The organism is Pseudomonas sp. B21-010, from assembly GCF_024749325.1.
GTDB classification, from domain to species: domain Bacteria; phylum Pseudomonadota; class Gammaproteobacteria; order Pseudomonadales; family Pseudomonadaceae; genus Aquipseudomonas; species Aquipseudomonas kilonensis.
Map to the genome: position 1 here is coordinate 199,572 of NZ_CP087198.1, position 14,787 is coordinate 214,358.

Genomic DNA, 14,787 nt, shown 5'->3' on the forward strand with positions numbered 1-14,787 from the left:
GAAGCCATAAGAAAACCAGAATTCCAGGAGCTTTCACCATGTCGTCCATTCGTCGTTATGCCCTGGCCGCGCTGGCCAGTGCTGTTTTTGCCGGTTCCGCCGTCGCCAAGGATTACGAGTTGCTCAACGTGTCCTACGACCCGACGCGCGAGCTTTACCAGGATTACAACGCCGAATTCGCCAGTTTCTGGAAGAAAGCGCACCCGGACGACAGCGTGAAGATCCAGCAGTCCCACGGTGGTTCGGGCAAGCAAGGTCGGGCGGTGATCGATGGTCTGCGGGCCGACGTGGTGACCCTGGCCCTGGCCGGCGATATCGATGAAATTGCCAAGCTGGGCAAGTCCCTGCCGGCGGACTGGCAAACACGCCTGCCGGAAGCCAGCACGCCCTACACGTCCACCATCGTGTTCCTGGTGCGCAAGGGCAACCCCAAGGGCATCAAGGATTGGGGCGACCTGATCAAGAACGACGTGTCGGTCATCACCCCGAACCCGAAGACTTCCGGCGGTGCGCGCTGGAACTTCCTGGCCGCCTGGGCCTACGGCCTGAAGGCCAACGGGGGTGACGAAGCCAAGGCCAAGGAATACGTGCAGGCGCTGTTCAAGCACGTGCCGATCCTCGACACCGGCGCCCGTGGCTCGACGATTACCTTCGTCAACAACGGTCAGGGCGACGTGTTGCTGGCCTGGGAAAACGAAGCCTTCCTGGCGCTGAAAGAGGACGGTGGCGCGGACAAGTTCGACATTGTCGTGCCGTCGCTGTCGATCCTTGCCGAACCGCCCGTGGCGGTGGTGGACAAGAACGCCGAGAAAAAGGGCAACCTGGAGATCGCCGAAGCCTACCTCAAGCACTTGTACAGCCCGGCCGGCCAGGAGATCGCCGCGAAAAACTTCTATCGTCCACGGGACAAGGATGTGGCCGCCAAGTACGCCCGGCAGTTCCCGAAACTGGACCTGGTGAGCATCGACAAGGACTTCGGCGGCTGGAAAAGCGCGCAACCGAAATTCTTCAATGATGGCGGCGTGTTCGACCAGATCTATCAGGCGCAGTAAGCTGGCCGTAAACGCCGTCATCAACTCCTGCCGGGCTCAACCCTGTAGGAGCTGACGAGTGCAACGAGGCTGCGATCTTTCGACTGCCAATTGAATCGAGAGTGAAAGATCAGGATCAAAAGATCGCAGGCTTCGCCAGCTCCTACAGAACACAGCAGGAGCAAGCTTCCTCGCCACACAACCAAGGACCTTTATGTCGCGTCGCATATCCCCCGTCATACCCGGCTTCGGGCTGACGCTGGGCTACACCCTGGTGTACCTCAGTCTGATTGTGCTCATACCCCTGGCGGCGATGTTCGTGCATGCCGCCCAGCTCACCTGGGAACAGTTCTGGGCGATCATTTCGGCGCCGCGGGTGCTGGCGGCCTTGAAACTCAGTTTCGGCACCGCGCTGTACGCCGCCATCATCAACGGCGTGATCGGTACGTTGCTGGCCTGGGTGCTGGTGCGCTACACCTTCCCCGGTCGCAAGATCATCGACGCGATGATCGACCTGCCGTTCGCCCTGCCCACCGCCGTGGCCGGTATTGCCCTGACGGCCTTGTATGCGCCGACCGGCCTGGTCGGCCAGTTCGCCACCGACCTGGGCTTCAAGATCGCCTACACGCCGCTGGGCATCACCCTGGCGCTGACCTTCGTGACGCTGCCGTTCGTGGTGCGCACGGTGCAGCCGGTGCTGGCCGATATTCCCCGTGAAGTCGAAGAAGCCGCCGCTTGCCTCGGCGCCAAGCCATGGCAGGTGTTCCGCCACATCCTGGTACCGGCGTTGTTGCCGGCCTGGTTGACCGGTTTCGCCCTGGCCTTTGCCCGTGGCGTGGGCGAGTACGGTTCGGTGATTTTCATCGCCGGCAACATGCCGATGAAAACCGAGATCCTGCCGCTGCTGATCATGGTCAAGCTCGACCAATACGACTACACCGGCGCCACCTCCATCGGCGTGCTGATGCTGGTGGTTTCCTTCGTCCTGTTGCTGCTGATCAACCTGTTGCAGCGGCGCATCGAAACCCCATAAGGAGGCGCGAACATGTCCCAATCGTCTATTTCCGCAGCCTCCACCAACGCCGCCCGCCGCGGCAGTGCGACGTCGCGGCGGGTGCTGATCGGCCTCGGCTGGCTGATTTTTGCGCTGTTTCTGCTGTTGCCGCTGTTCATCGTGGTGTCCCAGGGCCTGAAGCTCGGGCTGGGGGCGTTCTTCACGGCGATCTTCGAACCTGACGCACTGTCGGCGTTGAAACTCACGGTGATTGCGGTGCTGATCTCGGTGCCGCTGAACCTGGTGTTCGGCGTCAGTGCCGCGTGGTGCGTGAGCAAATATTCATTCCGTGGCAAGAGCATGCTGGTGACGCTGATCGACCTGCCGTTCTCGGTGTCGCCGGTGATCGCGGGCCTGGTCTACGTGCTGATGTTCGGCGCCCAGGGCCTGTTCGGGCCGTGGCTGTCGGATCACGACATCCAGATCGTGTTTGCGCTGCCGGGCATCGTCCTGGCGACCATCTTCGTCACCGTACCGTTCGTGGCCCGGGAGCTGATCCCGCTGATGCAGGAACAAGGCACCCAGGAAGAAGAGGCTGCGCGCCTGCTGGGCGCCAATGGCTGGCAGATGTTCTGGCATGTCACTGTGCCGAACATCAAGTGGGGCCTGATCTATGGCGTGGTGCTGTGCACCGCCCGGGCCATGGGTGAGTTCGGCGCGGTGTCGGTGGTCTCCGGGCACATTCGCGGGGTGACCAACACGCTGCCGCTGCACGTCGAGATCCTCTACAACGAATACAACCACGTGGCCGCGTTCGCTGTGGCGAGCCTGTTGCTGATCCTGGCGCTCTTCATCCTGCTGCTCAAGCAGTGGAGCGAAAACCGAATCAACCGCCTGCGCGCCAGCGCCGCGGAGGAATAAGTCATGTCGATCGAAGTCCGTAACGTCAGCAAGAATTTCAACGCGTTCAGGGCCCTGGACGAGATCAGCCTGGATATCCAGAGCGGCGAGCTGGTGGCGCTGCTGGGCCCGTCGGGCTGCGGCAAGACGACTCTGCTGCGGATCATCGCCGGCCTCGAAACCCCGGACCAAGGCAGCATCGTGTTCCACGGCGAGGACGTGTCCGGCCACGACGTGCGTGATCGCAACGTCGGTTTCGTGTTCCAGCACTACGCCTTGTTCCGCCACATGACGGTGTTCGACAACGTTGCCTTCGGCTTGCGCATGAAGCCCAAGCACCAGCGTCCGAACGAAAGCCAGATCGCGACCAAGGTTCATGAGCTGTTGAACATGGTGCAACTGGACTGGCTCGCCGACCGCTACCCGGAGCAATTGTCCGGCGGCCAGCGCCAGCGTATCGCCCTGGCCCGCGCCTTGGCGGTGGAGCCCAAGGTATTGCTGCTGGACGAACCCTTCGGCGCCCTCGACGCCAAGGTCCGCAAGGAACTGCGCCGCTGGTTGGCGCGGCTGCACGAGGACATCAACCTGACCTCGGTGTTCGTGACCCACGACCAGGAAGAGGCCATGGAAGTCGCCGACCGGATCGTGGTGATGAACAAAGGCGTGATCGAGCAGATCGGCTCGCCGGGCGACGTCTACGAAAACCCGGCCAGCGACTTTGTGTATCACTTCCTCGGCGACTCGAACCGCCTGCACTTGGGTGAGGACCGGCATGTGCTGTTCCGCCCTCACGAAGTCTCGCTGTCGCGCTCGGAGCTGGAAGACCACCACGCCGCCGAAGTGCGCGACATTCGCCCGCTCGGCGCTACCACTCGGGTGACCTTGAAGGTGGAAGGTCAGAGCGAACTGATCGAAGCGGAAGTGGTGAAGGACCATGACAGCCTGGTGGGGCTGGCGAAGGGCGAGACGCTGTTCTTCAAGCCCAAGGTCTGGCAGAAAGTCGCCAACCTCTAAAAGCATCGTCGGAACGCCGCCCGGAGCAAGCTCGCTCCCACAGGGGATTTGTGTATGGCGCAGATCCATTGTGGGAGCGAGCTTGCTCGCGATGGCGTCCCCACTGACGCCCCGATCCGAATCTGAATAACCCCACCCAACCTTGCTTCGATTGGTTCTACGCCAACGCCTTTTCCCCGCCCAAACCCTACCTAGACTCTGACAGGCCAGGAGGCAAGTGAGAGTCCATGACGGACCGGTGTTATCTCTCCTGGTGCCCTGATGCCAAGGAGAGAAAACATGAGAGTGGAAGTCAGTCGGCATGGCCCGCTTGGCTGTGCATTGTTAGGCGTCTTGCTGGCTCCGGCCGCCAGCGCCGCCCCCTCGCTGTCCCCCCAGATACCCTTCGATGTCACGGTGACCAAGCCCGTTTCACTGGTCAGCCTGCAAGCCAATTTCGATGAGCTGTCGTGGCAGACCTTCATTGCCCTGAACTGGCCGGCGCTGGATAACGGCGACCCCAATACCGGCACTTCCATCGGCAAGCAGGATGGCGCCACCGTGTGGGAAAGCTGGAAAGAGAGCTACCAGATTTTCCGCGCCAAGGGCCAGGCCCCGCTGCCCTGGAATGCCCCGGCGACCCTGCCCGAAGCGTGCAAGTCGCTCAAGCCCGGTCGCCTGTTGCAGCAAATGGGCAAGGTGCCCGATGTGCTGGATGAATTTATCCAGCCCTTCGAGAGCGGCCCGCTGGTGGACCAGAACGGCACCTACACGCGCAACGAAATCGTGGTCAACCAATCGATGTTCAACGGCATCGTCGATAACGGTCTGTACAGCATCGAAGGCCAGCAGAAGTTCTTCGCCGCGAACCCGACCAATGCCGTGGCGTTCAGTTGTGGTTCCACCGAGACCAAACAGGTCGGTGCGGTGATGGTGAAGGCGTCGTGGAAAGTGCTGGGCCCCAACGACAAGCGGCAGGACTTTCACACCGTCGATGCGCTGGTCTACACCCCGGGGAACAACGACCCCAGCCATGGGCCGATTGTCGCGGAGTCGTGCGTGTCCGAGCCGGTCGGGTTGGTGGGATTGCACATGGTCCATAAGACCACCAGCGCGGCGCAATGGGTCTGGTCAACCTTCGAGCATGTAAAAAACGTGCCGGAAAAAACCACGCCCGTTGCCCAGCGGACGGGACCGTATCTGTTCTACAACGCTGCCAGCACAAGCGACATCAACCAACCGCCGCCACGGCCATGGAACCCGGCGGTCAAGGCTACGCCCTCGCAGATCGTGCGCGACGTGCCGCTCACCGATGCCACCAGAAAACTGAACGCTACGTATCAAGAGCTGTTGCGTAAGGTGGACCCGCAGAGCGTCTGGGCGAACTATCAGCTGATCAGTACCCAGTGGCCGTCAGACCCGCCCAAGAACTGCCAGATATCGGCCGCCAACCCGCTGGGCAGTCCTGCACCCCTGTTCCTGGCCAACGCCACGCTGGAGACCTACATCCAGGGCACCGTGCCCCAGGCGTCTTCCAGTTGCATGGCGTGCCACGGCAATGCGGCCACCCATGTCACCGAATCGCCACGCACCAGCTTCGCGGATTTCACCTATTTGCTCGAACGCGCACAGTCCACCAGTGGACAAGGAGCCAAGCAATGAGCAGCAATCTGGATAACTTCGTAGGCCTGTCATCGGCCCTGATTGGCATCTCGGCCGATCGTCTGGCACCGCAGATCGACCAGGTCGGTTTGCCGCCGATCTTTCTCGATTACGTCACTGCGCGAGTTCCTTCCGACGTGCTCAACGCGCTCTTGACTCAATACGCCACGCTGGCGGCGGACCATGTACCGTCCGACCAGATCGCCCAGCAGATACTGAAGTTCAACATGCAACCGACGATTCCACATACGGTACTCGCCGCGCGCTCGATCATGAAGCTGTGGTTGTTGGGCGTCTGGTATCAACCGTTCGATATGGCGCCTTTCAAGAAAGATGATTCGGCGGTGGTGTCCGATCAGGCCTACATCAACAGCTGGGCCTGGAAGATCGCCCAGGCCCACCCGATGGGCTACAGCGAATCGTTTTTTGGGTATTGGAACAGCGCGCCCTCCAGCCTTGAAGATTTGACCGGCGTATCCGCTAACGGACAGCAAGGAGCGTTGTCATGAGTACCGAACAAGCCGAAGTGGTGATCGTTGGCGCAGGTCTGGCCGGTAGCATCATTGCCTATCAATTGGGCATGGCCGGGATTGATGTGCTGGTACTCGAATCGGGGCCGGAGATACCGGTCAATCGTGCCCAGTATCTGGAGCGTTTCTATACCGCGACGCTGAAAACCCCTGAGTCCCCTTATCCCCCAAGCACGACACTGGACCCACATCTCAAGGGGCCGGCCGAACTGAACGCGCCGCGGGCGACCATTGCCGATCTGCTCAATGGCAACTGGAACAACCCGGCGGTCAGCTACTTGGTCCAAAAAGGCCCGCTGCCCTTTACGAGCACTTACGAACGGGTGGGTGGCGGCACGACATGGCATTGGGTCGGAACCTGCCTGCGCATGGTGCCGAACGATTTTCGCCTGCGGTCCAAGTATGGCGTCGGGGTTGACTGGCCAATAGGGTATGACGATCTGCAAAGCGCCTATTGCCGGGCGGAAGCGGAAATCGGTGTGTCGGCCAACGTCGCCGACCAAGCCTATCTGGGCATGACCTTTCCTGAGGGTTATGCATTCCCGATGCGCAGCATTCCGTTGTCGCTGGTCGACGGCAGCTTTGTCACGGCTGTCACGGGGAAGACGTTCGATAGCTTGCCGCTGGTGGTCAGCCCGACGCCGGCCGGGCGCAACTCTCAACCTTATGCCGGTCGCCGGGTATGCGCCGGCAATACCAACTGCACGCCGATCTGCCCGATCCAGGCCAAGTACGACGCCACCGTGACCATGAACAAGGCGTTGAACACTGGCAAGGTTCGAGTGCTTTATCGAACCGTGGCCAGCAAAGTAACCGTTGGCACTGACAGCAATATCAATGGCATCGAGTTCAAGCAGTACCAATTGGAAGATGGCCCCGTCACTGGGACCGGCGTGGCAATAGGACAACGTTATGTGATCGCCGCCCATGCGATCGAAACACCGAAGCTGCTACTGCACTCCGGCGTGGCCAACAGCAGCGGGCAAGTGGGGCGCGGCCTGGCTGACCATCCCATTTATCTGGCGTGGGGGTTGATGCCCGAGGGCAAGGCGATTTTCCCCTACCGGGGACCGCTATCGACGGCCGGCATCGAAAGCCTGCGCGACGGTGCCTTTCGCAGCGATCGTGCGGCGTGGCGTATCGAGATTGGCAACGAAGGTTGGAACTGGCCGGCCGGTGATCCCTACACCACGGTCGCCGACTTTATCGATGGGAAGAACAATGGCGGCGCTAACCCGAGCAATAAATTGCTATCCGGAACGGCGTTGGTACATAAGCTCAACGACGTCTTCACCCGCCAGTTCCGGATCGGTTTCCTGGTCGAGCAGGTCGAGGACGACCCCGACCACGCGAAATGCTACATCGTGCCCTCGACCGAATACACGGACCGGCTCGGTATCCCTCGGCCGGAAATCCACTACGACCTGTCCGAGTACACCATGAAGGGTTTCCAGCAGGCGAAAATACTGGCGACGCACATCATCGAGGACCTGCTCGGTGCCCAGGAGTTGACGGACATCATCGCACCTGGATGTTTTACTTACGACAAGGTGCCCTACAGCTTCCAGGGCGCCGGTCACCTGATGGGGACTTACCGCATGGGCGATGACCCCAAAAAGTCGGTCGTGGATAAATACCAGCGCAGTTGGGACCACAAGAACCTGTTCCTGGTGGGGGATGGCGTGTTCCCCAGCACCGGCACCTCGAACCCGAGCCTGACGATTGCGGCGCTGTCGTTCCAGGCCGGGGATACACTGGCCAATGACCTGCGGGCGGTGACGATGCAGGTCCAATCCAACATCGCCTGGCAGGGCACCGGCGTGCAGGTCAACGGGTTGGTACCGCGCCTGGTGCGCTACGTCAGTGGGCTATGGTGTGCCAGTCCGCAGGGCGGCAATGTCGATGGAAATGGCGGTTCGAGGCACATCGACTACAGCAGCTATGCCTTGCCCGGTGCCGCCGAAGGTGCCTTGATCGGTCGCGTGGGCGATGGTGGCAAGCCGTTCCTGGTGGGTGATCTGGGGCAGGTTCCGGGCGACCAGCAAGGGGAACTGCAACTGTGCATCAACGATGACCTGACCGGGCAGCACGGGTCTGGCTTGAAAGATAACACCGGCGCGCTGACGGTACGGGTCGAGTTTGGTGCGCTGTAACGCTTGAGCGGTAAGGCCCAACTCTTGTGGGAGCGAGCTTGTGGGAGCAAGGCTTGCCCGCGATGGCATCGCCTCGGTCGATCAGCTACACCGAGGTGTTTGCATCGCGGGCAAGCCTTGCTCCCACAGACTCGCTCCCACAGAGGGGTGTTTTCAGACCGTCGAACGCTGGTTGCGCAAGGCTACGGGCCCGACGCGCTCTTCGATGGCCCGCTTCAGTTCGCCGCGAAGCCCCAGCAAAAAGCCCGCTTCCACCACCACAAACAGCGGCCCGACAATCAGCCCGGTGAGATCGTCGACGAACGCCGGCTTGCGGCCTTCGTAATAGTGACCGACAAACTGGATCACCCAGCCCGCCACGAACATCCCCAGGCCACTGCCCAGCCACACCAGGGTGCTTTGCGCGGCGAGTATCTGGCCCAGCCAGACCGCCAGGCTCAGCAGCACCGTCATCAACACCCCCAGGCGCAACTCCAGGCGCAGGTAGAACCAGGCACTGGCCACGGCCACCAGCAGCGCTGGCGACACCAGGACCGCGCCCACTGGCCAACCTGGGCGTGACAGCAGCACGGCGACGGCGACGAAGATCAGCGGGATACCGATGAAATGGCTGGCGATGTTGCGCGGGTCGCGGTGATAGGCGGCGTATTGACTGAGATGATCGACGAGGCTTTTCATTGTTGTTCCTCCTGAGGTGATACCTGCATGATGCCCAGGTACCACAAGGCGTTCTGTCAGTTAGCCGACACTTGTCCCGGAGTTTCCATGAATTCGCATCCCTGGCACTCACACCTGATGGCCAGCCACTGGTACAGCCATCTGCCTGCTGAGTTACAGAATAGTCTGCTGGGCATGGCGCGGGTGCGCCGCCTGCCGCCGGGTCATCGGCTGTTCCAGCGCGGCGATCCACCGTGCGGGCTGTATGCCGTGCTGGAAGGCGCGGTGCGCGTCGGTGCGGTGAACGAGCAGGGCAAGGAGGCGTTGCTAAGCGTGGTGGAGGCGCCCCACTGGTTCGGTGAAATCTGCCTGTTCGATGGCCAGCCGCGCACTCATGATGCGGTGGTGGTCGGTCAATGTACGCTGCTGCATGTGCCCCAGGCTCCGTTGCTGGCATTGCTGCAAGAGCAGCCAATCTACTGGCGGCACCTGGCATTGTTGATGAGCCACAAACTGCGCCTGACCTTCATCAACCTCGAACACCTGAGCCTGATGCCCGCCCCGTCCCGCCTGGCCCACCGCCTGCTGCTGATCGCCGAAGGCTACGGCGAAATCGAACCGGCCCGACGGGTCCTGCAACTGCCCCAGGAACAACTGGCGCTGATGCTCGCGCTGTCACGCCAGACCACCAACCAGATCCTCAAGGACCTGCAGGCCCAGGGCATCCTGCACCTGGGTTACGGCGAGATCGAAATCCTCGACATCGAGCGGCTGCGAGCCCTGACCACAACCTGAAACCGACCAGAACCCTGTGGGAGCGAGCTTGCTCGCGAAGGCGTCAGGTCAGTCGACATCGATATTGACTGATACACCGCCATCGCGAGCAAGCTCGCTCCCACAGGATTTGTGTGCACCCCGGATAAAATGTGGGAGCGAGCCTGCTCGCGATAGGGCCAGTGCAACCAACCCAAATCCCTAGCGCAACCCATCCCGAAACTGCCCCGGCGTCATCCCGGTCCAGCGCTTGAAGGCGCGGCTGAAGCTGCTGGCATCGGCAAAGCCCAGCAGGTAGCTGACTTCGCTCAGCGAGCAATTCGGATCCCGCAGGTGCAGCAGCGCCAGATTCTCCCGGCACTCGTTGAGCAGTGCGTCGAAGCGGCAGCCTTCGTCGGCCAGGTGCCGTTGCAGGCTGCGCAGGCTCAGGTGCATGGCCTGGGCGATGCGTTCGGCGCTGGGCTCGCCTTCGGGCAGTTGGGCCTCGATGGCCGCGCGTACCTTGCGCTCCCAGGTCAGCGGCTTGAGTTGGGCGAGGGTGCGTTCGAGCACCGTTTCGTTGTGTTCGGCCAGTTCCGGGTTGGCGTCGTCCAGGTGGCTGTCGAAGTCGCTGAGGTTGAACTCCAGGCAATCCTGGTCGGCGCCGAAATGCACCGGCGAACGGAACACCTTGTGCCAGGGGCTGGGGTCCGCCGGTTCCGGGCGCCGCAGGTACACCGCCAGCGGTGCGTAATCACGGCCGAGGCGGTTGCGACAGGTGCGCACGTAAATCGCCGTGAACGCGTCGATGGCTTCGAAGGCTGGCGCCGGTCGGCCCGGCGGCACCTCGAGACTGAAACGGTAGCGGTCTTCGCCCCGGTTCAATTGCAGGGTCAGCGCATCGCTGACCACCGGGTGATAGCGCACGATCCGCTCGAACACTTCCCGCAGGCTGCCGCTGGCCACCAGGGCATAACCCAGTGCGTGAAATGTGGTGGGGCTGACAAAGCGCGACACCCGCAGGCCGATGGCCGGGTCGCCGCTGGCCTGCACGGCCAATGCCCACAGACGGGTGGTGGCTGAGAGCGGGTAACGGGCGTTCGGCTCGTCCATCCACTGCGGGTCGAGGCCGGCTTCTACGCACAAGGCATGGCTGTCCAGGCCCAGCGCATCGAGCTGTTTGCGCAGGGCGCGGGTCCAGCTGGCGAGGGAAGTCGGTTCAGTCATGACGATTGGCGCTTGCGGTCAACAGGTTGGCGTTTACGGCTACCATCCCAGGGAACAACGCCCGGCAGGATGAGCACATCTCTAACAGAGGATGTAAGCCATGCACGGCACTTGCGCAAGCCCCGAGCGATTGAATGCACAACAACGATCGGCCCATATTCGCCAGGTGGTCCTGGCCCGGGGCGAAGAATTGCGCCAGCGCTATCCGATCCTGCGCCACCAGGACGCGTTGGGCGCGGGGATCCTGGCGTTCGCCCTGGTCGGGATGATCGGTTCGGCGCTGCTCTACATCAACGGTTACCTGGCCGGGTGGGCGTGCCTGTTGCTCAACGCGTTTTTCGCGTCCCTGACCCACGAGCTGGAGCACGACCTGATCCACAGCATGTATTTTCGCAAGCAGCGCCTGCCCCACAACTTGATGATGGGCCTGGTGTGGCTGGCGCGGCCGAGCACCATCAACCCGTGGATCCGTCGCCACCTGCACCTCAACCATCACAAGGTGTCCGGCAGCGAAGCCGACATGGAGGAACGGGCCATCACCAACGGCGAACCCTGGGGACTGGCGCGGTTGCTGATGGTCGGCGATAACGTGATGTCGGCGTTCATCCGCCTGCTGCGGGCCAAGACCTGGACGCACAAGCGCAGCATTCTCAAGCGCACGCTGAAGGTGTATTTCCCGCTGGCGTTGCTGCATTGGGGCGCCTGGTATGTGTTTCTCGGTTTCCACGGGGCCAACGGCATCGCCGGTCTGCTGGGCACTTCAATTGACTGGTCGGCCACCACGCTGGCGACGATGCAGGTAATCGACATCGCCGCGGTGGTGATCATCGGGCCGAACGTGTTGCGCACCTTTTGCCTGCATTTTGTCAGCTCGAACATGCACTACTACGGCGACATCGAGCCGGGCAATGTCATCCAGCAGACCCAGGTGCTCAACCCTTGGTGGTTGTGGCCGTTGCAGGCGTTCTGCTTCAACTTCGGCAGCAGCCATGGCGTTCATCATTTCGTGGTGAAGGAGCCGTTCTACATTCGCCAACTGACGGTGCCGGTGGCCCACCAAGTGATGCGGGAAATGGGTGTACGGTTCAATGATTTCGGTACGTTTGGGCGGGCGAACCGGTTTGTGCGGGAAGAGGGTGTGGTGCGGGAGGAAGGGGATGCACTGCGGGTTTGACCGATACAGGTGCGAAACCTGTGGCGAGGGAGCTTGCTCCCGCTGGGGCGCGAGGCGGCCCTGGTTTTTTGGGGCTGCTGCGCAGCCCAGCGGGAGCAAGCGCCCTCGCCACAGAGAATGAGTTAAGGCCGGGAACAGGTTAGAACTGATAACTCACCGTCACCGAGGCATCGGCCCAGCTGTAGCCGACAGATAGTCGGCGCCCATCAGTACGGTGTGCTTGGTCGCGCCGGTAAAAATTCGGCTTGCAGCATGTTGTCGACGATGAAGGAGTGGAGCCTTTCTTCGGCGCCAGGGGTTTCGGCTTCCGGCAGGTGAGCTATGGTTTGGAGGTAGGCGCGTTCGATTTCTTCTCGCTGCCAATGGTCGATGGTCCGCGGCATCGGCGGCGCTGCCCAGGCGGGGGCGCAGCCAAGTATTGAGCCAGCCGTGATGACGGCTGTAGAGCGCCTGTACTGCAAGCTCGGGAGATGACATGGACGCAACGGCCTGGATGTCACAAATGATCATCAGTCGCACTGTCATCAGCCGCCGGCGAATGTGCAACCACGGTCCACCCGCTGTGTCCTCTCGTCGCCTATTTCTTCGATTCCCTAATTATTTGTACAGGTTTGCCGACAGACTTGTACGTGTGCACCAAAGTGGCGCGGATTGATAACCGCTCGCACTGCTACATAGAACGTTGCAAACCTGGAATGCACTCCCCACTCCTTGCATAAGAAGTCTCATCCATGAATCTAAAGTTCAGTCACAAAATCCTTCTTGCCGCCTCTGGTGTGGTGGTCCTGGCTTTTGCCCTGTTCACGCTCTACAACGATTATTTGCAGCGAACCACCATCGGCAGCAGCCTTGAGTCGTCCATCGAGCAATCCGGCGACCTGACGGCCAGCAGCATCCAGAACTGGATGAGTGGCCGGATACTGGTGCTGGAAAACCTGGCGCAAAACATCGCGCACCAGGGTGCTGCTGCCGATCTGCCAGGGCTGGTCGATCAGCCCGCGCTGACGTCGAACTTCCAGTTCACTTATGTGGGCCAGGCCAACGGCGTCTTCACCCAGCGCCCGGACGCCAAAATGCCTGACGGTTACGACCCGCGTCAGCGCCCTTGGTACAAACAGGCGGTGACCGCCGATAAAACCATGCTGACCCCGCCTTACCTGGCGGCCGTGGGTGGCCTGGTGGTGACCGTTGCCCTGCCGGTGAAGCACAACGGCGAACTGCTCGGTGTGGTGGGCGGCGACCTGAGCCTGGAAACCCTGGTGAAGATCATCAACTCCGTGGACTTCGGCGGTATCGGCCATGCGTTCCTGGTCAGCGGCGACGGTCAGGTGATCGTCAGCCCGGAAAAAGACCAGGTGATGAAGAACCTCAAGGACATCTACCCAGGCACTCCGGTGCGCATTGGCAAGGGTATCCAGGACGTTGAGCTGAACGGGCAGGACCGTATCCTTTCGTTCACTCCAGTGACTGGCCTGCCGAACGCCGAGTGGTACATCGGCCTGTCGATCGACAAGGCCAAGGCCTACGCGCCGTTGAGCCAGTTCCGTACGTCTGCGCTGATTGCGATGTTTGTCGCGGTGGCGGCCATTGCGTTGCTGCTGAGCCTGCTGATCCAGGTGCTGATGCGTCCGCTGACCACCATGGGCCGCGCCATGCAGGACATCGCCCAGGGCGAAGGCGACCTGACCCGGCGCCTGGTTGTGCAGGGCAAGGATGAGTTCGCGGTGCTGGGTGGTTCGTTCAACCAGTTCGTGGAGCGGATTCACGCGTCGATCTCGGAAGTGTCTTCCGCCACTCGCCAGGTGCATGACCTGTCGCAGCGGGTGATGACCTCATCCAATGCGTCCCTCGTCGGCTCGGACGAGCAGAGCGCCCGCACCAACAGCGTGGCCGCGGCCATCAACGAGTTGGGCGCCGCGACCCAGGAAATCGCCCGCAATGCCGCCGATGCCTCGCAACATGCCAGCGGTGCCAGCGAACAGGCCGATGACGGTCGCCAAGTGGTGGAGAAAACCATCCAGGCCATGACCGAGCTGTCGCAGAAGATCAGCCTCTCGTGCACCCAGATCGAAACCCTGAACGCCAGCACCGACAACATCGGCCACATCCTGGACGTGATCAAGGGCATCTCCCAGCAAACCAACCTGCTGGCGCTGAACGCGGCCATCGAAGCGGCCCGTGCCGGTGAAGCCGGCCGTGGTTTTGCGGTGGTGGCCGATGAAGTGCGCAACCTGGCGCACCGCACCCAGGAGTCGGCGGAAGAAATCCACAAGATGATCACCTCGCTGCAGGTCGGCTCTCGTGAAGCGGTGACCACGATGAACGCCAGCCAGACGTCCAGCGAAGAAAGCGTGGAAGTGGCCAACCAGGCCGGCCTGCGACTGGTCAGCGTGACGCAGCGTATCGGTGAGATCGACGGCATGAACCAGTCGGTAGCAGCTGCGACCGAAGAACAGACCGCTGTAGTTGAAACCCTCAACATGGACGTCAGCCACATCAACCTGCTGAACCAGCAAAGCGTGGCCAACCTCAATGAAACCCTGAAGGATTGCGATGCCTTGTCGCAACAGGCCAATCGACTGAAGCAACTGGTGGATAGCTTCAAGATCTGACCCAGTCGCAAGCCGACCCACCGCCATCGCGAGCAAGCTCGCTCCCACAAGGGACTGGCGGTGGGGCGGTATTTTGCATTCACCGCGGAACCAAAACTGTG

Annotated in this window: 12 protein-coding genes and 1 pseudogene; 10 read left to right on the top strand and 3 right to left on the bottom strand. The window is 61.6% G+C overall.

Annotated elements, in window-relative coordinates; translation table 11 throughout:
• Positions 1-38 precede the first annotated feature (38 nt).
• From LOY50_RS00940 to LOY50_RS00970, 7 genes are all read left to right on the top strand, one after another.
• Positions 39-1,052, top strand: coding sequence for a sulfate ABC transporter substrate-binding protein (locus tag LOY50_RS00940; RefSeq protein ID WP_253470783.1), 1,014 nt, complete (start codon positions 39-41; stop codon positions 1,050-1,052).
• A 193-nt stretch (positions 1,053-1,245) separates the two neighbouring features.
• Positions 1,246-2,064, top strand: a complete 819-nt coding sequence (gene cysT, locus LOY50_RS00945) for a sulfate ABC transporter permease subunit CysT (RefSeq protein ID WP_013692011.1) — start codon at positions 1,246-1,248, stop codon at positions 2,062-2,064.
• 12 nt (positions 2,065-2,076) lie between these two features.
• A complete protein-coding gene (cysW, locus tag LOY50_RS00950) occupies positions 2,077-2,946 on the top strand; it encodes a sulfate ABC transporter permease subunit CysW (RefSeq protein ID WP_024618577.1) in 870 nt (289 codons plus the stop codon).
• A 3-nt stretch (positions 2,947-2,949) separates the two neighbouring features.
• Positions 2,950-3,939: a sulfate/molybdate ABC transporter ATP-binding protein gene (locus LOY50_RS00955; protein ID WP_018613244.1), complete on the top strand. Its 990-nt coding sequence runs from the start codon at positions 2,950-2,952 to the stop codon at positions 3,937-3,939.
• A 279-nt stretch (positions 3,940-4,218) separates the two neighbouring features.
• Positions 4,219-5,580 carry a cytochrome C gene (locus LOY50_RS00960; RefSeq protein ID WP_253470785.1) on the top strand — a complete coding sequence of 454 codons (1,362 nt, stop codon included), beginning with the start codon at positions 4,219-4,221 and terminating at the stop codon, positions 5,578-5,580.
• A complete protein-coding gene (locus LOY50_RS00965) occupies positions 5,577-6,089 on the top strand; it encodes a sorbitol dehydrogenase (RefSeq protein WP_214512933.1) in 513 nt (170 codons plus the stop codon). The genes LOY50_RS00960 and LOY50_RS00965 overlap by 4 nt, the downstream gene beginning before the upstream one ends.
• The gene (locus tag LOY50_RS00970; RefSeq protein ID WP_258690147.1) at positions 6,086-8,263 is read left to right on the top strand and encodes a GMC family oxidoreductase; all 2,178 of its coding nucleotides are present in this window, start codon (positions 6,086-6,088) and stop codon (positions 8,261-8,263) included. Before LOY50_RS00965 ends, LOY50_RS00970 begins: the two co-directional genes overlap by 4 nt.
• Before the next feature lie 153 nt (positions 8,264-8,416).
• Here LOY50_RS00970 and LOY50_RS00975 read toward each other — a convergent pair whose 3' ends face one another.
• Positions 8,417-8,941 carry a DUF962 domain-containing protein gene (locus tag LOY50_RS00975; RefSeq protein WP_258690148.1) on the bottom strand — a complete coding sequence of 175 codons (525 nt, stop codon included), beginning with the start codon at positions 8,939-8,941 and terminating at the stop codon, positions 8,417-8,419.
• A gap of 87 nt (positions 8,942-9,028) precedes the next feature.
• On the opposite strand from LOY50_RS00975, the gene LOY50_RS00980 reads away from it, so the two are divergent.
• Entirely contained in the window at positions 9,029-9,715 is a 687-nt protein-coding gene (locus tag LOY50_RS00980) for a Crp/Fnr family transcriptional regulator (RefSeq protein WP_258690149.1), read from the top strand.
• Positions 9,716-9,895: 180 nt separating this feature from the next.
• On the opposite strand, the gene LOY50_RS00990 is transcribed toward LOY50_RS00980, so the two are convergent.
• Complete coding sequence (locus tag LOY50_RS00990; protein ID WP_253470797.1) at positions 9,896-10,900, bottom strand: AraC family transcriptional regulator; 1,005 nt, start codon at positions 10,898-10,900, stop codon at positions 9,896-9,898.
• Positions 10,901-11,000: 100 nt separating this feature from the next.
• On the opposite strand from LOY50_RS00990, the gene LOY50_RS00995 reads away from it, so the two are divergent.
• Positions 11,001-12,074 (top strand): fatty acid desaturase, encoded by a 1,074-nt coding sequence (locus tag LOY50_RS00995; RefSeq protein WP_253470799.1) that lies wholly within the window; start codon positions 11,001-11,003, stop codon positions 12,072-12,074.
• A 278-nt stretch (positions 12,075-12,352) separates the two neighbouring features.
• Here the strand turns inward: LOY50_RS00995 and LOY50_RS01000 are convergent.
• Positions 12,353-12,551 (bottom strand): annotated as a pseudogene (locus LOY50_RS01000) (RNA polymerase subunit sigma); the annotation flags it as partial.
• Between the two features lie 254 nt (positions 12,552-12,805).
• Between LOY50_RS01000 and LOY50_RS01005 the strand changes: the two are divergent.
• Complete coding sequence (locus tag LOY50_RS01005; RefSeq protein WP_214512939.1) at positions 12,806-14,686, top strand: methyl-accepting chemotaxis protein; 1,881 nt, start codon at positions 12,806-12,808, stop codon at positions 14,684-14,686.
• Positions 14,687-14,787: the final 101 nt, after the last annotated feature.